This window comes from Candidatus Omnitrophota bacterium (genome assembly GCA_016929445.1).
GTDB lineage: Bacteria > Omnitrophota > Gorgyraeia > JAFGIU01 > JAFGIU01 > JAFGIU01.
Window position 1 is genome coordinate 1 of the sequence record JAFGIU010000012.1, and the last position, 20,370, is coordinate 20,370.

General features: G+C 52.6%; 17 protein-coding genes. 6 read left to right on the forward strand and 11 right to left on the reverse strand.

Annotated features, from left to right (window positions below; all coding sequences use genetic code 11):
* Positions 1–210: 210 nt before the first annotated feature.
* From JW937_01675 to JW937_01685, 3 genes are read left to right on the forward strand one after another with little or no spacing between them, the layout of a single operon-like run.
* Positions 211–1,005 (forward strand): thymidylate synthase, encoded by a 795-nt coding sequence (locus JW937_01675; GenBank protein MBN1586120.1) that lies wholly within the window; start codon positions 211–213, stop codon positions 1,003–1,005.
* Complete coding sequence (locus JW937_01680; protein ID MBN1586121.1) at positions 1,002–1,583, forward strand: dihydrofolate reductase; 582 nt, start codon at positions 1,002–1,004, stop codon at positions 1,581–1,583. Before JW937_01675 ends, JW937_01680 begins: the two co-directional genes overlap by 4 nt.
* Positions 1,580–1,993 (forward strand): acyl-CoA thioesterase, encoded by a 414-nt coding sequence (locus JW937_01685; GenBank protein MBN1586122.1) that lies wholly within the window; start codon positions 1,580–1,582, stop codon positions 1,991–1,993. The genes JW937_01680 and JW937_01685 overlap by 4 nt, the downstream gene beginning before the upstream one ends.
* On the opposite strand, the gene msrB is transcribed toward JW937_01685, so the two are convergent.
* Together msrB and JW937_01695 are read right to left on the reverse strand one after the other, a co-directional pair.
* On the reverse strand, positions 1,990–4,689 hold the full coding sequence (gene msrB / locus JW937_01690) for a peptide-methionine (R)-S-oxide reductase MsrB (protein MBN1586123.1): 2,700 nt from the start codon (positions 4,687–4,689) through the stop codon (positions 1,990–1,992). The two genes, JW937_01685 and msrB, sit on opposite strands and share 4 nt — an antisense overlap.
* Positions 4,686–6,173, reverse strand: a complete 1,488-nt coding sequence (locus JW937_01695) for a hypothetical protein (GenBank protein ID MBN1586124.1) — start codon at positions 6,171–6,173, stop codon at positions 4,686–4,688. The genes msrB and JW937_01695 overlap by 4 nt, the downstream gene beginning before the upstream one ends.
* A 90-nt stretch (positions 6,174–6,263) precedes the next feature.
* On the opposite strand from JW937_01695, the gene JW937_01700 reads away from it, so the two are divergent.
* Positions 6,264–7,817: an oligosaccharide flippase family protein gene (locus JW937_01700; protein ID MBN1586125.1), complete on the forward strand. Its 1,554-nt coding sequence runs from the start codon at positions 6,264–6,266 to the stop codon at positions 7,815–7,817.
* A 1-nt stretch (position 7,818) separates the two neighbouring features.
* Positions 7,819–8,523, forward strand: coding sequence for a glycosyltransferase (locus JW937_01705; protein ID MBN1586126.1), 705 nt, complete (start codon positions 7,819–7,821; stop codon positions 8,521–8,523).
* On the opposite strand, the gene JW937_01710 is transcribed toward JW937_01705, so the two are convergent.
* From JW937_01710 to JW937_01720, 3 genes are read right to left on the reverse strand one after another with little or no spacing between them, the layout of a single operon-like run.
* Positions 8,507–9,058: a DJ-1/PfpI family protein gene (locus JW937_01710; GenBank protein ID MBN1586127.1), complete on the reverse strand. Its 552-nt coding sequence runs from the start codon at positions 9,056–9,058 to the stop codon at positions 8,507–8,509. The genes JW937_01705 and JW937_01710 overlap by 17 nt on opposite strands.
* A 44-nt stretch (positions 9,059–9,102) precedes the next feature.
* Entirely contained in the window at positions 9,103–10,773 is a 1,671-nt protein-coding gene (locus tag JW937_01715) for a glycosyltransferase family 39 protein (protein MBN1586128.1), read from the reverse strand.
* The gene (locus JW937_01720; protein ID MBN1586129.1) at positions 10,760–11,827 is read right to left on the reverse strand and encodes a DegT/DnrJ/EryC1/StrS family aminotransferase; all 1,068 of its coding nucleotides are present in this window, start codon (positions 11,825–11,827) and stop codon (positions 10,760–10,762) included. Before JW937_01720 ends, JW937_01715 begins: the two co-directional genes overlap by 14 nt.
* A gap of 152 nt (positions 11,828–11,979) precedes the next feature.
* Between JW937_01720 and JW937_01725 the strand changes: the two genes are divergently transcribed.
* Positions 11,980–13,338, forward strand: coding sequence for a sulfatase (locus tag JW937_01725; GenBank protein ID MBN1586130.1), 1,359 nt, complete (start codon positions 11,980–11,982; stop codon positions 13,336–13,338).
* Here the strand turns inward: JW937_01725 and JW937_01730 are convergent.
* The 6 genes from JW937_01730 to JW937_01755 all read right to left on the reverse strand — a co-directional run bounded on the left by JW937_01730 (position 13,303) and on the right by JW937_01755 (position 20,310).
* Positions 13,303–14,751: a cobalamin-dependent protein gene (locus tag JW937_01730; protein ID MBN1586131.1), complete on the reverse strand. Its 1,449-nt coding sequence runs from the start codon at positions 14,749–14,751 to the stop codon at positions 13,303–13,305. The genes JW937_01725 and JW937_01730 overlap by 36 nt on opposite strands.
* A 78-nt stretch (positions 14,752–14,829) precedes the next feature.
* On the reverse strand, positions 14,830–15,669 hold the full coding sequence (locus tag JW937_01735; protein ID MBN1586132.1) for a hypothetical protein: 840 nt from the start codon (positions 15,667–15,669) through the stop codon (positions 14,830–14,832).
* Entirely contained in the window at positions 15,641–16,648 is a 1,008-nt protein-coding gene (locus JW937_01740) for a U32 family peptidase (GenBank protein MBN1586133.1), read from the reverse strand. Before JW937_01740 ends, JW937_01735 begins: the two co-directional genes overlap by 29 nt.
* Before the next feature lie 10 nt (positions 16,649–16,658).
* A complete protein-coding gene (locus JW937_01745) occupies positions 16,659–17,387 on the reverse strand; it encodes a WbqC family protein (protein MBN1586134.1) in 729 nt (242 codons plus the stop codon).
* Positions 17,378–18,850 (reverse strand): B12-binding domain-containing radical SAM protein, encoded by a 1,473-nt coding sequence (locus JW937_01750; protein ID MBN1586135.1) that lies wholly within the window; start codon positions 18,848–18,850, stop codon positions 17,378–17,380. Before JW937_01750 ends, JW937_01745 begins: the two co-directional genes overlap by 10 nt.
* Positions 18,847–20,310 carry a radical SAM protein gene (locus JW937_01755; protein MBN1586136.1) on the reverse strand — a complete coding sequence of 488 codons (1,464 nt, stop codon included), beginning with the start codon at positions 20,308–20,310 and terminating at the stop codon, positions 18,847–18,849. Before JW937_01755 ends, JW937_01750 begins: the two co-directional genes overlap by 4 nt.
* Positions 20,311–20,370 lie beyond the last annotated feature (60 nt).

Consider the following 20,370-nt stretch of genomic DNA (forward strand, 5'->3'; position numbering starts at 1 on the left):
ACCTCTTCCCAGCCCGCGCCCATGAGCTCCAGCGAACTCGTCCAGCTCTTTACCGACATCACCGAACTGGACTCCGCCCTGGCCCCCCTGCGATCCAAAAACGAGTAAGCGTTTACACACACCTCATGAGTCTTCTCCAAAGCACCTCGCCCGCAAGGAGTTCGGACAAGGCTTGAAAGTCTCTTCGATTTGAAGGAATCTATAAACTCCATGAAACAATATCTCCACTTAATGCAGCATGTGCTTGAAAACGGGGCGCGCAAAAATGACCGGACCGGCACCGGGACTCTGAGTGTTTTCGGCCACCAAATGCGCTTTGATCTCTCAAAGGGTTTTCCCCTGATCACCACTAAAAAGCTTCATCTAAAATCCATTATTTACGAGTTACTCTGGTTCCTGAAGGGGGACACCAATGTCAAATACCTGCACGATCACGGGGTGACAATTTGGGATGAGTGGGCGGATCAGAACGGGGACCTGGGTCCGATTTACGGGCATCAATGGCGCAGCTGGCCCACGGCCTGCCAGGGCACAGTGGATCAGATTTCCAGCGTTCTGAATCAAATCAAAACCAATCCGAACTCCCGGCGCCTCATTATTTCGGCATGGAATGTGGCGGATATCGAACGTATGAAGCTACCGCCTTGCCACTGTTTCTTCCAGTTCTATGTGGCCGGCGGCCGCCTCTCTTGCCAGCTCTTCCAGCGCAGCGCGGATATCTTTCTGGGGGTTCCTTTCAATATTGCCTCTTATTCCCTGCTGACGCTGATGTTTGCACAAGTCTGCGGACTGGAGCCGGGAGATTTTGTTCACACCTTGGGGGATGCGCACATCTATCTCAACCACCTGGAGCAGGCGCAGTTGCAGTTGAGCCGTGAGCCCTATCCCTTGCCCGCCATTGTTCTGAATCCGGAAGTAAAGTCCTTGTTCGACTTCCACTATGAGGATTTCAGTTTGGAAAACTACCAGCACCACCCGCACATCAAGGCCCAGGTAGCCGTATGAATGTGTCGCTTATTGCAGCGGCATCCCGCAATAACATTATCGGCTCCAAAAACAAACTCCCCTGGAAGCTTTCGGCAGACCTCAAGCACTTCAAGTCACTCACCCTCAACAATGCTGTGATCATGGGCCGCAAGACCTACGAGTCCATCGGCCATTTGCTGCCCCAGCGCACGAATATCGTGATTACGCGCCAGCAAGGATTTAATGCGCCTTGCTGCGCAGTGGTGCACTCCATGAAGCAGGCATTGGCGATCTGCACAGACGAGGAGGAGGTCTTCGTCATCGGCGGCGCCCAGATCTACGAAGCCGCACTGCCCTATGCAAACCGGATCTACCTGACACGCATCCATAAAGATTTCAGCGGAGATACAGAGCTTTTTGAGATTAGTGAGAAGACCTGGACAGAGATTCAGCGCGAAGAACATGAAGCGGATGATAAGAATCCTCATGCTTACAGCTTTGTGGTGCTGGAAAGAACGGAAATTAGGAGACACATCTCCGAAGGAGATATATCCCCCGAAGCTAGACTAAACGACTTGCAGGGACGCTTCTCTGAGCGGAGCTACACGAAGTCATGAGAAACGTCCCTGTCTCTCACTACTCCCACAAAATTGAAATCAAAGTCCGGGATTACGAGTGCGACTTGCAAGGGATTGTAAACAATGCCGTGTACCATCACTATCTGGAACACGCGCGGCATGAATTCCTCAACACGGTGGGAATCAACTTTTCCAGTCTGTCAGAGCGTGGCGTGGATTTGGTGCTGACCCGGGCCGAAATCGACTACAAATTCCCTCTGCGAAGCGGGGATTGCTTCTGGGTGGGGACAAATGCGATCCAAGTATCCAAACTCCGCTTTGGCTTCCTTCAGGATATTTATCGTCTCAAGGACGACAAGCTCATCCTGCAGGCCAAAATGACCGGCACCTCTCTGAGCAAAGACGGAAAGCCGATCCCTCTCAAGGAACTTGAAGACCTGGCTCTCTAGAACCTTGAAAGATACTCTCCGTAACCTTCTTCTTCCAATTTCTCAACGGGAATAAAGCGCAAGGCCGCGGAGTTGATACAATAGCGCTGACCCGTGGGCTGCGGGCCATCGTCGAAAACATGCCCCAAATGTGCATCTGCCCGCTTGCTGCGAATCTCAACGCGCCTCATGCCAAAGCTATGGTCCTCAACTTCCACAATCTCCTCAGGCTCAAGAGGCCGGGTGAAACTCGGCCAACCCGTGCCCGACTCAAATTTGTCCGTGGAGATAAACAGGGGGACCCCGGAAATCACGTCCACATAAAGACCGGGCTTCTTGTTGTCCCAGAGCGCATTCTGAAACGCGGGTTCTGTGCCGCATTCCCGGGTCACATGGTACTGTTCCGGAGTCAAAAGACTCCGAAGTTCTTCGTTGGACTTGTTTGAATGATCGTTCATTTGCCCACCTTTCGGCATCTCCAGCAGTTTCAAATACTCTTTCTCCTGCTCGTCGCTGAACGGCGAGCAGCGTAAAGCTGTAGTCAACAACAAGACCTTGTCCCCAAAAAAGATCTGAGGCTGGCGCAGGGCTGCAGCCCGGTCCAAAAGACGGACACCCTTTTCCTGCGCTTCCAAGGCGCCCTCCATGTCATTAAGGCCCTCGAGCGCGCGCGCCAGGTTGATGTAGCCATGCGCGAATGCGGGCTCCGCGGAAAGTGCCTTTCTGAAAAGGCCGGCCGCCGAGTCAAAACGGCCCTCAGCCCACGCGCGCCAACCGGCATTGTTGAGCTGCACCCATTTCTGATTCTCCAAGATCAACCCGCGCGACTTTGGGGCTTTAACAACCAATCCATTGGCCAAACGCGAGCGGGCCACTTCCGTGCGATGAGCACAAGCCGCGGCCTCTTCGGGATTCCCGGAAAGGGCGTAGAGCAGGGCTAACTGGTCCCAGGCCGGGAAAAAGTCTTTGTTGAGATCAACTGCCTTGCGCAAAAGTCCAGCGGCCTCCGCACTTTTCCCGTCTTGTTGCAAAACCTGCGACTGGACTAAGAAAAGAGCGGAATCTGCGGATCTCTCCAATCCCTGCTGTGCCAGGCGAAGGGCCGCGTTCCTCTCCCCTGATTCCAGGAGCACTTTTGCCAGTGCACAGGTATTGGCCGCAGAGGTGTCCTTCTCATAAGCCTTCTGATAGTCTTCCAGATTCAGGTCAAACAGCAAATGCGTGCCGTAAAAAACGTGATCCGGCGCATGGGATCTGAGCCACGCATAGGTCTCCAATGGATCCAGAAAATCCCAATAATCCGCGGCCTGCACCAAGATTCTCCCCAGCACCGGTTTTCCAGGATCCATGACCATGGGTCCCCAGGATTCCAGCTCTTTCTCGACCAAGGGCCCTGTTTGCCCCCAATCCAGATTGGAATCCAAAAACATTTTATAGGCCTGCCCGGGCCCGCCGGAGATCTCATTGAAGTAACCGGTCTCATTTGGGTGACTGAGCGCCGAGGCAGCCAGATACCAAACCCCAAAGCCGGCCACGGCCAAAGGCCCCAAGACTTTCTGCCAGGCAACTTCCCCGACAATACGCGACAACACAATCACCAAAGGCGCATACAGCGGCAAGAGATAACGCAAACCCTGGGCCCGGGGATTACAGAATGAAAAATACAGGGCCACGACTCCGATCAGCAGCAACAGCATCCCCTCGCCGTGGACAAAACGCGGCCGTTTGAAGACCTTCCATCCGGCATATCCCACAACCAAAAGCAAAAAGGGTGCGGGATTCTTGTACAAAAAGCTCAGGGCCTGATACTGAGGCCATCCGCTCATCGAGAATTCGCCGTTCAAAAATCCCGGGAATCCCACGGAAGAGAGATAGAACTGGAAGTCCAGGCTCCGCACAAAGAGCCCGGGCAAGGGAAGAGGAATCCGGTTCAGGACAGGGACCTGGCTCAAACTCAAGAAAAGATTCGAAAGATAGCTGTGGGCTGCCAGGCTTTGCCCAAATCCGTTGAATGCATAGCCCGCATTGAGCACCGCTAAGGCGCTCAATCCCACAAAGACCAAGCGGCGCAAGGCCTCTCCCGCGGCGCGGATGCCCTGGGCCCGCGCTCCGGCCAAACCCTCAACAATCGCCGCCAACACCAAGACCCCGGCAGCCAAGAGGGCCACATGCTTGGTCAGCAGAGCCAAGCCCAACCAAAGCCCTGAGGCCAGCGCATGCCCCCAATGCCACTCCTTGGCCGCCTTCCACCAGTGATAAAAAGCCGCAAGGATCAGGGCACTGACCGGCACATCCAGATTGCCGGTTGAAGCATGACCTGCCAACACCGGATTCCACAGCAACAAAAAGAGTGCCGCCACTGCCGGGGGCGCGCCGTACATTTCCCGGGCCCACCGGAAGGTATAAAAGCCCAGCAAGAGACTAAAACCCAGACCCGCAATGCGAACCGCGTACAGATCCAGACCGCTGTGACTCAGGCCTACAACTCGAAGCAAGCCCTCTTGCAAGAGCGGCCACAGGGGCGGGTGATGCAGAAGAAAGCGCACATCCCAGTTGATGGGAGGATTCCACAGAGCCCGGCGCATGGCCTCGTAAAAGGGCTCGTCCCCGGTCGGACCCGTGCTAAGTGCCCGCAAAACTGCAAACAGGAGAAAACCCAGGGTGAAGGCCGTGACCCAAAGCCCGGTGCGCCGCGAGGATCTCAACGCAGAGTTCATAGGAGTTCCTCCCTTTGCAACTCACGGGGGACATAGATGTGGAAGAAATAGGTCAAAGAAATATCCCGCATGGGGATGAGCGCGCGGACCTCGTAGTTCCGGTCAATGGCCTCTTGGACCTCGGGAAGATACAAAACAAAGTGTGCCACAATCTCCTTAAAGCGCCGGGCCTCGATATCGGCAAGCAACTTTTCCAACATCACCCTCCGGGGTTCTTCCTGAAAAGCTCCGGCTTTTTCCAACACGTAGTAGGTATTGGGTTCAAAGAGAATGGGTCTCTGTGCCCTGAGGAGGGCGGTGTACCAAGTATCCATCAATACCGGACCCTCCACCTGAGCAATATGTTCGGACATGGCTCGATAGATCCGCACGTCCTCGCGGGTGGGCATGGGATAGGCCCCCTTGGCATAGGCCGCGCCTTGAAACGCAAGAAGCAGAATCCCGGTGAGTAAAGGCAAAGCCTGCTGAGTCTTCAGCGAAATCTCCCGAAGCCGGAGCAACAAATACCCAAATAGAAAACAGGCGATCGCGGAAACGGGGATGAAGTAGTAATAGGAAGAGCCTTTTCGGGCGATTCCAAAGATCGTAAAGACCCAAAGCAAGGCATAGAAAATATCGAGCGCATTGGCCCGGCCTTCCTTCCAGCGCCAGAGGGTCGCAACCGCGGCTCCAGCCAGAAGGACCGCGTTGAGCTTCAGGTAAGGGACAACCAGATTCCATCCCCATGTCCGGTCCGCACACGCCTGCGCACCCCATCCCGTATGGACAAGCCACCCACCCCTTGTAAAGACGGCCAGCAGCATCCAGATCCCGGCCAAGGCCAGCAAAGTCAACGCGGTTGGGCGTAAAGCCTTGCGGGGTCTTTCCCTCCACACAGCACACAGGATTGCCAGCACGGCCAGAATCCCTGTTTGCTTGACCCCTGCTGCCAAGAAAGCACACCCCAGACCCAGGGCCAAGGCCTTGCCCCGCGCCCCGCGCACAGCCACCCAGTACACGGCAAAAACGCTCAGGCCCGCTGCCAAGGGATCCACCCTCCCGATCGCGTACCACTGGGCCAAGGCCTTATCACCGAAGAACAGCCCTAAAACAGCCCAGGGAATCCAAGGACTGGAAGTCTGCTTGCGAGTCCCGTGCCAAAGACATCCGGCCACCAGCCCCACGGAAAACACGCTAATCAGACGCGCCGGCAGCAGGCTGGGCCCGAAAAGCCAAAGAAAGGGTTTTAAGAGAAGAGGGTAAAGCGGCGGATAAATAAAGATGACAAAGGGATAATCAGAAGGCGAGGAATAGAGCGGCTCTCCGGAAAACAAGCGGTCTGCGGCAAAGAGCATAATCCCTTCAAAACCGTTCCACTCTCCAGGCAGAGCCAGGACACTGGCCGTATATTGCACAAAAGCCACCACAGCCGCAAACAGCAACAAAAGCGGAACCGCGGACACAATTTCCCAATGCCTCTTGATCAGAAAAGATGAATCGCCCATGCAGGTCCCTATTGTACTCTCGAGACCTGGCAGGGTCGATGCCGATGTATAATAGGGACTTATGAAAAACAGCCTCACAAAACAATTTGAATGACGAGTCCGCCTCGAGAGACCCCCAAGAACTTCAGCGACCAGCTCATCCGCAATAGCGGCTCCAGCTTTGTGGTGCTGCTCGGAGGCCGCTTTGCCCTCACTCTGCTCTCGGTGCTGGGCGTGGCCCTGACAACCCGGCTCCTCGGGGTGGCTGGATTCGGCCGGTGGAGCATGTACCTGGCCGTCATCTACTTGGTCTGGACTGCTCTGACCGCCTGGAATTACAATGCCCTCTTTCGCTACGGGCTGGAGGAATACCAACAAACCCGCAGCCTTCAACTGAGTTTTTGGACCCGCAACAGTATTCTTTTCCCCCTCCTTTTGCTCGCCATTTTCGCCCTCGTGAAGTTTGAGGACCCGATTCAACGGTATATCGGAGCGCCCATACCCTGGCTTTGGATACTTCTGGGAAGTCTTGCTCTCATTGCCAAAGAAATATCCGGCACCCTCTTACAAGCCTGCGGCCGGCTGCGCACCTTTGGGATTGTGGACGTTGCCGAGAAGCTGCTCTTTGTGACCGGTATTGTTTTGGTCCTCTTCTTCAAACCGGATTCTCCCCTCATGATGGTCGTGGGCATTTCGATACTGGCCACTGCGGCCGTAAGTATCGGTATTCTTGTAAGCCTGTCAAAATTTCTGGGAAAGCCCAAGACTACTCGAGCGGAAATTATCCGGCACTTGCGCTTTTCCTGGCCATATATTTTCCAATGTCTGATCAACACCTATGTCCTCAATTGGGTTCATTTATGGCTGCTGCGACTCTGGATGGATGAGGCTGCCGTTGGGATCTTTGCCCTGGCATATAGAGCCATGAGCTTGACTCAAAACATCACCACCGCGCTGCAAACACTGATCAGCCCTGTGGTCATTTCCTGGAAGACCGAAGGACAAACGCACCGCACAGCGGAATTTGTCCGCGTCCTTGTCCCGCAAATGGCTTTCTTGTGGATGAGCGCGCTCAGTCTGGCAATCCTGTTCAGCCCGGAAATTTGTTTGCTTCTGGGAGGGCCGGAGTTCAGAAGAGCGGGCCCGCCCTTAGGACTCCTCCTGATTGCGCTTTTGCCGAGCTTTCTGGGCTCCATGTACTTCAAGGTTCTCTTGGCGGAAGAACGCTCTCTGCACATTTTTCTGGTGAACCTGGGCGGTTCGCTGGTCACCATCGGTGCATCCATATTTCTTATTCCCCGTCTTGGGGTATATGGATCCGTGGCAGGTGTTCTCCTGGGATTCCTAACCATTGCCATACTTTCCGCCCTTGCCGTGTCCAAGACACTGCCGCTAAGATTCGGTTTCCCCGGCGGGATGGCTCTTGTGCCCGGAGCTGCCTTCCTGGCGATTGTGAGTTCCTCTTCACCGCAACGGATTCTGCTGAGCACACTTACTCTGCTGCTTTGGGTCCTGCTCTTCAAACGACTCCGTATTTTCGCTGAAAAAGATATTTTGCGGATGCAACAAGCAGGCGTTCCAAAGATCTGGTGTGAAAGAGTCTGCCGTACGTTCATGATTCTCAGGCTCTTGCCAAGACAACCCTGCAAGAATCCCGAGCTATAGAATGGACCTGTCCATCGTTATCCCTATCCGGAATGAGGCCGCGGCAATAGAAGCTCTTCAAGGATCTCTGGTCGAGGTTCTATCCCAACTCAACTTGAGCTCTGAGGTTATTCTCTGCGACGATGACAGTACGGACGGTAGCAACTACCTGATAAGGACGGCCTGCAAGGAGGACTCCCGTTTCCGCCTCCATTCCATGTCCAAGCACAGCGGACAAATGGCCACTTTGACCGAGGGACTGATGATCGCTCAAGGGTCTCTGCTCATGACCCTCGATGCAGACCTGCAAATTCATCCTAGAGAAATCCCGCGTTTTGTGGAAAAAATTAAATCAGGGTGTGACTTTGTAAACGGCCACCGCACAAGCCGGGCAAAAAGATCAAGGCCCAGAAAATTGGCGTCCAGACTGACCGCTCGTTACCTCGACTTGCTCTCAGGACAAAGTCACGTGGATTGGGGATGCGGAATGACGGCATTTACGCGGGAGTGTTGGGGACGAGCGCTTGAGACCATCAATGGGAAGACATTGACGAAATTTGATTTGATCGCTTCCGCGAAATGCGTGGGCTGTGTGGATGTTGTGGAGGAAGCCAGGCAAACAGGGAGCTCAAAATACATGCCGCTGCAGGGCTGCAAAACTCTGATTTGGTATGCGTGCAGGGCCACAAGTTCCCGGCTGCGGAAAGTTTTTAAGAAGCCAGCATAGGGCCAGCCACCTGCGCCCTCTTTTCGGGCCCGTAGAGTAATTCCACCAGGGTCAGAGCGAATTCCATGGCCGTACCCGGGCCCCTGCTGGTCACACAATTCCCGTCGATCACCACTCTGCAATCCACGGCCTCCTGGTTACCCAGTTTTGAAGAATAATTGGGGTGGGCGGTTGCCCGGCAATTCTCCAGCAAACCGTGGTGCTCCAGAACAATTGCCGGCGCCGCGCAAATCGCGGCATAAATCTTTCCGGCATCCCGGTGGCGGTGGAGGAGTTCGATCAACTCGTCACATTCGGCCAGAAAATCGGCCCCCGGCATGCCGCCGGGCAAAACAATGAGATCGTACTCCTCATCCACACAATTCTCGATCAGATCATCGGCAATCAGGCGAACACCCCTGGAGGCCACGACTTCCTCGTCCGTCACAGACGCGACAAGAACCTCGGCCCCGGCCCGGCGCAACACATCAATCACCGTGACGGCTTCAATCTCTTCTGTTCCGTCGGCTATCGGGACAAGGACTCGTTTGGACATATGGCTCACCTCCCACTCTCCTTCGGTTTAGATCCACACCCTTGTCATTCTCGCCCGGCGGCAGGCTCACCAACAACATAAAGAGTGACGCTCTCAACCGGCCCCCGGGAAAAGGCATAGGGCAGAAATCCCCACGCATGCGAATAAAATCCTGACAGAGCTTTGTGAGACATCGTTCGAATTGGAGAATCTGATTCAAGGTCAAAGCGTTGTATCTCCATCAACCGCATTTCATTCTCCTCAGATAAACGCCAAGGACATGCAAGGTCCGACCGGAACACAAAATCCCCCGGCTCAGGCTCTTTGTCTTTTGCCAGATAGGAAGCGCCCGCCACGTGCATATAGTAACGGAATCCCCACTCCCCGATATACCAACACTCACTCTGCTTATTTAGAAATCCCCTCTTAACGATATTGTCCACAAACTGCCGGCAACTGTTGGCCAGGTGATAGTCTGCTGCAGCCACGAGCAAACCCACCAATGCGGTCAGCATTACCGCAGGCCTCAACAATTTCTTTGCCCGGTCCGCGTCAAACCGAAGCACCCAAAGCAAGAGAACCGGGGGAATGACCGGCAACCAATAGCGTACAGCTCCGAACGGCAGCAACATAATTGCCAAAAAGGCATAACTTAGGATCCACCACAATAGAAAACCCTTTTTAGGGTCTCGCCAATCCGAAAATGGCAAGAAAAGCGCCCCCACGCCGGCCAAGAGACACACCATGAGCAAGACGCGATTCAAAAGTGTGTGAGCACAAAGCTCCTGTCGCAGAAGCCCGCAAGCCAAAACAATACCCCCTGCGGCAACAAGAAGTCCTATCCACCTTCGGATAGTGGGTTTGTGAAACACAATAAGAAAGACCGGGAAAATCGTCGCTCCTCCCAATGAGATAATCAGACTGGCAAGGATCTCTGCCCGGTCTTCTGTTATATTTCTGAACGCCCATAAATACTTCAGCCACTCCGCATGAAACCCAAAGATAGGCTCCAGCCCTAAAGGCCACAGACTTCCCAAGAGTACCAGGATGGCCACACCCCAAGGTAAGAGCAGCCGCAGCGCCACAGTACGAATGCCTTTCCAGCCCGAGGAGAACCACCCAAAAGCCAGCAGCGCCGGAATGATCCAAAAAGTCGTATACCGGATCATGGATCCACAAAAGAAGAACAGCACGCTCGCCGGCGCATTCCACGGACTCTGGGAGTCCCAGCTGCGGAGGAAATAATAAATTCCTCCAAGGATCAGAGCCAGGGCCGGAACATCACTCATCACATTGTGAGCATTTAGAAGAAATCCCGGAGTGCACAGGAGCCCCAGAGCCACCCAAAAGGCATGCGAAGTATACATTCGTGCAACTAAATAGCAGAAAAGAACACTAATGAATGTGAAGCACAGCATGAGCAGATGATAATGGACCTCTGATGCTTGCGGCACAACCGAGCGAAAACCACGAAGAAGATGTACAAGAAAGGGCGGGTGAAAAAAAGACTTGGACAGGGTCATGGGCTGGCCAAACACGTATCCTGGAAAAGTGTACCGGGCAAAGTTCGCATGCACGGTTTGTGAACGTGTTTCTCTGGAAAACCCAACAAAATAAGCACTATCCACATGGTAGGCTTTACCGGTAAACGGGAGACAAAAAACCAACACTGCCGCCAATAAAAGCAGGATCTCAATCCGGAAGCACCTGACTTCCTTGATTTCAGCCCTGGACATGAAGACTCCTTAGCGCTTCTTCGATTCTCAAGAACTCCGGGTCTTCCATAAGGGGATATAAAGGAAGCGTGACGACCTCAGCACAAACCTTTTCAGATACCGGAAGACTTTTGGCCGCAATTCCTAGGCGTTGAAGGGAAGGTTGGCGATGCAAAGGAACAGGATAATGCATCCCGGTTTCTACGCCATAATTGAGCATCTTCTGTCTAAGACCCTTCCGATCTGGAACCCGAATAGCCATCATGTGGTATACATGACTCCCCTTGGGGCCCGGGCACTGGTAACCCATGCCACAATCATCCAGAACTGTCCGGTACCGCTGCGCCCACAGAATGCGCCGGGCATTCCAATCCTCCAGACGCCGGAGCTTGGCGCGCAACACAGCTGCTTGCATGGCATCCATCCGGTGACTGAAGCCCAGTTCCTGATGAACCTGATAGCCTTCTTGCCCATGATTCCTAAGAGTTCGAACGCGCGCCGCCAAACCAGGATCATGGGTCACAACCGCACCCGCATCTCCCCAGGCTCCCAAGTTCTTGGTCGGATAAAAGCTGAAACAACCGATATCTGCGAAAGTCCCGGCTTTCAGACCCCCAAGAACTGCACCATGCGCCTGGGCAGCGTCTTCGACGACCCGCACACCAAATTCGTTCGTCAGATCCAGCAGTTCCCTCATTGGCGTCATCCGGCCGTAAAGATGTACGGGAATCACTGCGCGTACACGGGACCTCTGACGCAACGCCTGCCGCACACCGGCTAAGTCGATCAAAAAGGAACCGGGATCTATATCCACAAAAACCGGGGTCGCTCCCACATGGCACACGGCCTCAGCAGTCGCCACAAACGACGCGGCCGGCACCACAACTTCGTCCCCGAGTCCGATTCCAAGGGCCCTGAGCGCAAGGGAAAGGGCGTCAGTGCCGGAAGAAACGCCCACACAATGGCCTGATCCACAGTAAGCGGCAAATTCCTGTTCAAAGGTCTCTACCTCTTCCCCAAGAACGAATTCCGAGGCCTCCGCAACACGTGTAACGGCCTGGGACACCTCGGACAAAACAAGCGCATTTTCTCTTGAAGGAGCAAAGAGAGAGACTTCCGGGCAGGAGGAATCATATGCGGGATGTGCTTTTGTTATAATGGCTGCGCTCCAGGAAGACTAAAACCAAGTTTGTATTATCTCATATGTCCTGCCGCCCGGGAGACCCTGTGAAGGCCAAACTCATTCTAATCTGTTTATGCCTGCTTCTAGCAATAGTCGCTGTCAAGGCGCTCCTGTCCGATAGGGTCCCTGCCCGAAACAAAAGCCCGAACCTTATCCTCATCTCAATTGATTCCCTGAGAGCCGACCATCTTGGCTGTTATCACTATGGAAAGCCAACATCTCCCAATATTGACCGTCTGGCAAAACAAGGCATTCTTTTCACCGATTGTACGGCTAGCTCGTCTTGGACACTTCCCTCACACGTCAGCATGATGACGGGCATGTACCCCAGTTCTCATGGGGTCATTAATCCCAATTTCAAGCTCCGTGATGAGGCCGATACTCTCGCGGAACAACTCAAATCCAATGGATATTCCACTGCGGCCTTTGTCTCCGGCCCCCTGGTTACTTCGACTTTCGGATTTGACCAAGGCTTTGACATTTTCGAGGAAAGCAATAGCAGCACCCTCGAGGAAAAAGGGGCCGGCGATATCACCTCCCCTGGTCTCACACAGGCAATAATCTCCTGGCTGAAGAAGCCTGGCAAAGACCCGTTCTTTCTCTTCCTGCATTTTTGGGACGTGCACTACGACTATATCCCGCCGGATCCCTATGCAGGCTTGTTCGACAGAGACTATACCGGAACCTTTGACGGAAGAGATTATGTCCACACTGATATTCTCGGCCCCCCCGTAGATGCGAATGCACTAAACCACGCACAAGCCCTTTATGACGGAGAGCTGCGCTGGGTGGATTACCACGTGGGATTAATTCTCGATGCGTTGGAAGAGCTGGATCTCGACACCCATACTGTTATCCTGCTCACCTCCGATCATGGAGATGAGTTCAATGACCACGGAAATCTAGGTCACGGCAAGAATCTCTATGAGAGCACGCTTCGGGTTCCTTTGATCTTGGCATCGCCCTATCATCCAAAAGGAGTTGAAATCTCCACACCTACCTCAATTGTGGATATCCCTGCTACCCTTCTGGACGCCGTTGGAGTCGTCTCGAGTATCCCTACCGAAGGAGCTTCCATTCTGGCCCAATCCGCTCACACGGCACGACCCATATTTTCGGAACTCCATGAGGAGTTCAAATCCGTACGGATTGGTGTAAATAAGGGCATTTTTGATTCCAGGGATCAATTGATTGAAGCGTACGATCTGGCCACAGATCCCCGCGAATATTCCAATCTTGTCTCAAATCCAAACACATCCTTCGAGATGACCGCCCGGAAACTTAAGGAGAAATACACTACGTGGCAGGATACAGTACGGAAGAAACAGAATTGGGCAGTGCGCAGGGCTAAGCAACAGGAGGAAATCTCAGAACAACTCCGGTCCTTGGGTTACCTGCACTAGGACTTCGGAGGATTGTTTTTGGACTTGACGCCAAGCCTCGTGCCGGAGACGTTTAAGGTCATCCGGCCCAAATTCAGAGGTTTGAATATTCCCCTTTGCAAAACGCAAATCAATCAACCGGGTTCCTTTAACAAGAAACCCCTCCTCAATACATTGATTCCATAAAGGGGTACCCGGAAAAGGTGTCGCAATCGAAAAGGTCGCACTGTCCAACTCAAGGGCAAGAGCCATCTTCACCGTACGGTACATGTCCTCTAAAGTCTCTCCGGGATATCCCAACATGAATGTCCCATCCGCGAACATACCCAAGTCCTTGACGCTCCGGACCAAGGCAGGTACCCGGCCAAGCAAGACAGGCTTACCCATGGAGTCTAACCGGCTTTTGTCTGCCACCTCGATAGGCAGACCCACCCTGTAACAACCGCTGGCACGCATCTTTTCAAGAAGGGCCTGATCCAAGGTCCAAATCGCCAACCCGACCACCGCATACCAACTTAGACCCAAGCCACGCTCCACCATTCCGTCAAAGAGCTTCGCCGCATACCTTTTATTCAGAGTAAGATTGTCGTCAAAGAAATGCATTTCCCGTATTCCCGAGGATACCAAGAGCTCCATCTCGTCGAGCACATCTTCGACATCCCTCAAACGATAGGACGAACCCCAGAGACTTTCAGAGGCACAGAAGGAACAGCCCACCGGACAGCCTCGCGATACGACAACCGGAGTGAACGGATGACGCAGCACAGGACGGTAACCAAAAGGACGTATTGTCAACTCTGAGTACCTCTTGATCGGCAACAGATGCCGGGCCGGCAAGGGCAGCTTCTTCGCGCACAACGGCATCAAAGGCCGGCTGGCCGTTCGGTGCTGTTCATCACCATCCCGGAATGCGATTCCCCGGACAGTGTTGAGGTCCTTCCCGGCACTTAGGGCCCGCACAAGCTCGAGAAAGGTCTCTTCTCCTTCTCCCAAAACAGAGATATCCACGGTATCGTCGTTCAAAACTTGGCCTGTCAGGACAGTCGGATAAACCCCTCCCATCACCGTCACGATATCCGGATCGATCCTCTTAACAAGACGGCAGACTTGATGGGATTGCTCTGCCTGAACAAAATGGAGGCAGGAGACACCCACCAAATCAGGCTGAAACTCCCGGATTCTTTGCTCGATATCTTCTGTCCCGAGGCCGTATTCAAAGAGCCCCTCTTCCAGGAGTCTGTGCTGAGCGTATCCCTCGAGAATGGTGTCCAAGATTTGCACCTCACACTCAGGCTCCAGCGCAGCAGCCAAATAAGCCAAGCCCAAGGGCGGGTAGGTGCGTTTACTCTCCCCCTCTTCCAAACAGGTGGTCGGCGGCAACACAAGCAAGATGCGATGAATGGGGCGTTGTCCTTTGCGCTTATTTCTTGTCATGTGCGATCCCCATTCCCGGAGTCCCGTCTGGCGTCAAACCGTCAACCTCAATACATTGATTCCGAATAACGTCTGCCTTCATATCGGCAAATCAGGCTGAAAAACAAACCGAGTCACAAAAGGGTAAGACAAAACCTCTGGAATGCTGCGGGAACTCTTGTAGAACTGGGTGTTTCCCTTGAGCAAAAGGCCGCCCGGAACACTCGAGTGCGCAAGCTTGTAGCCCCCTCCCCGGCACTCTTGCGCACAGGACCTGGCACCCAGGCCCCCCCGGTTGAAAACACAGTCGCGAGTGTTCGTCACGACCGCATAAGGCCAATATAAGGAAACCGCGATCCCAGTTCCGGTGAACTCATCTTCGACTCCCTGGTCCAGGACATCCAGTTCGACTCGACTCACACCCAGTCCCTCAAGGAACGAAACGGCTTGCTTGCTCAGACCCATTTGGCGCATTCTCTGTTGAGCTCCTGAGGGCAACTCATCGAAATAGGGAAGAATGCGCGGGTCTCTGCGCTGCTTGTTAAGCAGCCTCCCTTGGACAGGCTTTAAACCATACTGCCGGCAAAGTCTCAACACACCCCAGTCGTTGTAGACAACCTCGGCATCCGGTAAGGACTCCGAGAGAAAAGACAACAGACTCTCCGCCCGGTCCAAAAAGTCTTCCCCAACAGGTGGAGTCAGCAGCGTAAGAGGTCTACAGATCTTGCCCGCTTCCAACACAAGATCCTGAAGTTCTTCAACGCTCGGCATCAGATAGTGGCAGAATTCGTTTCCATAATAGATGCGGTCCCAGCTCTCACTGGATGCAATAGACGCAACGGTTTGAGCGTGAAGCGCTGCTTCACATCCGGGCCGGGCAGCATTAATTAAGCCCGGGACTTTCTGAGGATTACGCGTAGTAGCAATAACGACGTTCACAATCATTCCCATAGTGATTTTGGTAAATTCGACGCATTTTACTTTCGTGTTCCTCCGGTGACTGGGTTTCCAGTACCGCTAACCCCTGCTTTACCATCCGGACTGCTTGGAGTTTTCGAGACAATGAATACTCACGGCCGGCTATCTTCAAGTAGGACACTCCCGCATTGCGTAAGTCACCAAGATTGCACAAACCACACGCCTGCAGAGATTTCGAAAGACTCTCTTGGACAGGCTTTGTCCATCTCTTGTGCCAGTCCTCCGAAGCGCCTGACAAGGGGCTAATGTCGTAGTCCAAACAGCAGCCAAAACTTGCCCGCATCATCCTGTGGTCTATCTTTTCCGAAACCCTCAATGGCAATTGGTTCACAATCGCTTTGGCCAAGGATGTCGCACGCAAATCCATCAGACTAAACCACTTCCCAACTCCCAACCCATGCTGAAAAGTACAAAAGGCATCCACATTCTTGCAACGGGTGTTCATGACCAAGATTTCAAAGTCCAGGTCAGGAACCTTTCGGACCAATGTGGCAATTTCGGCCAATGCTAAGTGCCTCGGCAAAATTACCCGCGAAACTCCAAGATCACGATAGAGTTTCGCTCCATCCGAATTCAAAACGCCACTCAAGAGACTCAAGTGTATTTCAAAGTCTCCTGAAAATTCCTTTCTCAAGACATGAATCAATCCAGGATCTGCCACAATACAGCTTTTCAACCCGGACCCCGCCAACTGCCTGATTTGTTCCAGGACCCAATCGAGTTGCGGCTGAGAATACGATTCGTTCAGGGCAAGGCTGATGCCTGCACTCTGCTCACTTGCCGTGCGAACAGCCTCCTTAAATGCCTGCGTGCCTCCAAAAGATCCGTGCGGACAGTACCGCCGGTTGGGCCCCCCTAAATGACTGTACTCCTGGGTCCAGTCGCGTTCAAAAATCCCGCAGAAAAACTCATCTGCTCCTGCCTCAATCAGCGGAAGCACTTCTAAACCTTCAGAGAGTGGCGCAACGATCTGCACTTTGACCTCGCGTGATCACGGCCAGGCTTTCCGGCCCTGCATTAAAAAGAAGGTCGGGGATTCCCATATAAGGAATGAACCCCTCGTAAACCTGCGAATATCGAGGATGAAGATAGTCCTGATATTGAAACTGGATATTTGCCTGGTGAAGCTCTTGCTCATCAAGGTATACGCGCGCTGCAGACGAAGAAAGATAGTCTGTGGCCCCGAGTTCCCGGCAAATAGAGATCACCCCGTCTGTCTTTGTAGCCTTGGAGCTAAGGTCTGTGGACAAAATTATTTCCGTCTCAATTCCCAGCTCTCTTACACACCACAAAATAATCTCCAGGTCCAAGTCGACCAAATTGCGCCATGTCCTCTTGAGCAAAATGCTTTCAAAAAAGCCGGCATAAGAATTAAAGTAGGGAGCCCTTCTGTAGCTATCTCTCAAAGTCTTCCAGTGCTTCAAAGCCCAGCCCTTGTGGTTATCAACTTTGACTTCCTTTAGACTCTGGCCAAATCGTCCTCTTGAGAACACAGGCACCGATAACCAGACAGGCCCGTGAGAACTCCGGATTCGGTTCCGGTTCCTCCAGGAATGCCGGTCATACTGAACATCCAGATGCAACACAAAGGCATCGCAGCGATGAATCTGGTCAAAAAAACCAAGCCAAGGAAGATACCCGACCTGGTGAATTCCTATGCGCACAGGTTCTACTCCCACAAGGTCTTTATGGCATACTTAAGCCGCAACCACCACGATTTCCAAGCAAGACCCCGGCGTGTTTTTGTAATGCGCCGCACCGGTCTTCCATTACGCGTAAACGCGCCAAAAAAACCTATCCATAGTCCACGCAACTGGTAAATACGATAATACAGAGGGGATAACGGCAATGAAATAAGCAAGCCCCTTATAGAGTACAAGCAGGGGTGTGCAACAAGAATTGCAAACAGATGATGTAGATTTGTAACCTGCCGTTCATACTTCCTATCTGCAAATTTCAACGGGGAACGGGGTCGGTAGAAAGCCATGCTGCTAAGCTTGTTCGAGTCACCATTGTAGTACCCTTCCTTGATAGCTTTCTGAGTTAAGGGCAGATTAGGAAAGGGCTTAAAGAAAAACGCCATAGGGTTCACAGGCTGGACCAAGTAATTAATCTTCAGAGTATGCAATTCTGCTTCTATGTCGGATCCCGGCACTGCCAAGATATTGTAGAGAGAAAAGGGCACATGACATTTCTTGAGCAGATGAACAGCACGCACAAAGGTCCGCTGAGACATGCGCCGTCCCATCACCTCCTTCCGGATCTGCACATCACCTGACTCTAACCCCAACGAAGCTAGAGTACACCCCGCATCTTTCAGCATATTCGCTATAGGCTCCGTAATGAGCTCTGCTCTCAGATTACAGTGAAATGGTAATCCTATCTTCTCTTTATAGGTCGCAAAAAAGTCTTCCAACCAAGCCATCGGAGGCAGTATCAGAATATCATCATAGAAACCGATAACAGATCCTGGATACATCGACTTCACTTGTTTAAGTTCCTCCATAAGACTCCCAACACTTCTTCTTCGGACCCTCTTCCCTTTTCCTTTGTAAAGTTCCGCATAGACAGGAACGTAGCAATAGGTACACGAAAAGGGACACCCCCGACTTGCCATGGCAGGCTGATGAAACTCATTGGGGGGGTACTTCCCTTTGAAGAGGTCTCGATCCGGAAAAGGAAGCTCATCCAGATCTGAAATAAGAGGTTGAATATCGTTCTTGTGCCAATGATCCCCTTCTCGAACCCACCAATTTGGCACATCGTACAAAGACTCTCCATCTTGCAGTCTACGAATCATCTCCACCATGGCGATCTCGCCCTCTCCCCTGCAAAATGCATCAATACACTTTGCTTTCGCAACATCCTCCGGAGCATAGGTTGGGTGGGGTCCTCCAAAACATATGAAGGCATTCGACTCGCGCTTCACCTGCGATGCAAGATATAGGAATCTCGAGAAGCACATGCTTGGAGTGCTAAATGCAACCACATCATAGGTTTTTTCCCTAAAGGCTCTGCGGATTTCTGTAATTGACCCGTCCACGCATTGGACCTCATGCCCTCTGCACTTCAATACCGACGATAGGCACATCACTCCTAGCGGAGCCGGCTGATGGAGACTTGCAACAAAAAGAATTTTCATTTTTGGCTGCGATCCCTTTCCGGAAAACAGACACGTCCAAGCGCGTGCATCATTCGAGATATTATGATCGTCTGAAAATTCATCCATGCAATCTGCAGGAGGGTCCAAATCAAAAATCCCCGGCTGACATCCGCAGTAAAATTAGCCTTTTCCAGGCGTCCGTTGGATATGTCGTCGTAGAAATATCCCCAGTTCTCAAATGTCTGAGGAGGCTCCCAGCCTCGCTTCTCCAATTCCTCTGCAAGAGGTGTGCCGGGAACGGGCCTGAATATATGCGGGTAAACAATCATTTTGGCCCCAAACTTACCGACCTTCATAGGTATTCGGGCCATCTCCTTGCAAAACTTCAGTGTCTCTCGTATATGAGCCTTGGTCTCATCCGGCAGCATGAGCATCACTCCTACAGACGGCGCAATACGCTGCTCTTTGGCCGATCGGACAAAAGACAACGAACGATCCCGGTTCTTGAAGCTCGCATAAGACCTAAGAAAATCCTCCTCGGCAGTTTCAATCCCGGCATAGACAAACGAACAACCCGCTTCCTTCATCAACTCCAATGTCTCCGTCTTGGTGTTCACATCCACCTCGGACCAAAAGGAGAGATTGAGTTTAAGATCAATAATCGCCTTCAGAACATCCCGCACTGCCTTCTCGTTTCCCGTAAAGCTGTCATCGACAAAACTCACGCGCCGACCTTTCATATCGACTCTTTCCGAAATAGCTACAAGTTCCTGCACCACAGCCTGGGTGGGGCGGTGTCGCCATGAGTAATACTTCTCATACCCCGATAAATAGCAAAATGAGCAACGATGATGGCAACCCCTGGAAAGCTGCACCCCAATTGTCCGGTAGTCTTTCAAATCCAGAATCGTATGATCCGGAATAGGTAACTGCGAAAGATCTGATACCAGCGAATTCGGAGTTACAACCACATCCCCATCCTTCCAGTAACAGACTCCCTCGGTGGGAAGAGAATCCGCTTTGCCTTCTATAAACTCCAATACCTGAGGCACAATCCAATCCGATTCACCCACAAACACATAGTCTGCGACCGTGGTCCTCAGACTCTGCTCGGGAAGCAAACTGACGTGAGGACCCCCAAGAAATATCAAACATCCGAGCTGACTCTTCAAAAACCGGGACATCTTATCGATCCAAACCAAATTGCCCCCGGCAGAACAAGTGAAACCGACCACATCCGGAGAATAGTCGATGACTTCCTGGATATCAGCTCCTTGGAGAAAGTTGAAGATCTTGACGTCGTGATTGGCCTTCAGAATGGTGGCCAGTTGAACCAGGCCGGTAGGGTATAGGTTGTCCAGATGAAAAAACTTGCGGGTTATGGGAGACCACACTTGATTCCAAAGCTTGCTCCGGGATAAGTCATGCAAGAACCTGAATCCCGAATTACTACGCATCTCTCCCGTATCCATCCCAGGCATCAGAAGCGCGATTTTCATTGCTGAAACCGTGTTATGATAATGTCATCCTTTTCGAATAGGACTGATCTGGACGTGGCG

What these genes read in the sequence shown, in the direction of transcription:
- JW937_01715 (MBN1586128.1), bottom strand. Translation starts at nt 10,773, where the DNA reads ATGTCCAGGGCTGAAATCAAGGAAGTCAGGTGCTTCCGGATTGAGATC.
- JW937_01710 (MBN1586127.1), bottom strand. Translation starts at nt 9,058, where the DNA reads ATGTCCAAACGAGTCCTTGTCCCGATAGCCGACGGAACAGAAGAGATT.
- JW937_01750 (MBN1586135.1), bottom strand. Translation starts at nt 18,850, where the DNA reads ATGAAAATTCTTTTTGTTGCAAGTCTCCATCAGCCGGCTCCGCTAGGA.
- JW937_01695 (MBN1586124.1), bottom strand. Translation starts at nt 6,173, where the DNA reads ATGGGCGATTCATCTTTTCTGATCAAGAGGCATTGGGAAATTGTGTCC.
- JW937_01705 (MBN1586126.1), top strand. Translation starts at nt 7,819, where the DNA reads ATGGACCTGTCCATCGTTATCCCTATCCGGAATGAGGCCGCGGCAATA.
- JW937_01680 (MBN1586121.1), top strand. Translation starts at nt 1,002, where the DNA reads ATGAATGTGTCGCTTATTGCAGCGGCATCCCGCAATAACATTATCGGC.
- JW937_01730 (MBN1586131.1), bottom strand. Translation starts at nt 14,751, where the DNA reads ATGACAAGAAATAAGCGCAAAGGACAACGCCCCATTCATCGCATCTTG.
- JW937_01675 (MBN1586120.1), top strand. Translation starts at nt 211, where the DNA reads ATGAAACAATATCTCCACTTAATGCAGCATGTGCTTGAAAACGGGGCG.
- JW937_01700 (MBN1586125.1), top strand. Translation starts at nt 6,264, where the DNA reads ATGACGAGTCCGCCTCGAGAGACCCCCAAGAACTTCAGCGACCAGCTC.
- JW937_01755 (MBN1586136.1), bottom strand. Translation starts at nt 20,310, where the DNA reads ATGAAAATCGCGCTTCTGATGCCTGGGATGGATACGGGAGAGATGCGT.
- JW937_01685 (MBN1586122.1), top strand. Translation starts at nt 1,580, where the DNA reads ATGAGAAACGTCCCTGTCTCTCACTACTCCCACAAAATTGAAATCAAA.
- msrB (MBN1586123.1), bottom strand. Translation starts at nt 4,689, where the DNA reads ATGAACTCTGCGTTGAGATCCTCGCGGCGCACCGGGCTTTGGGTCACG.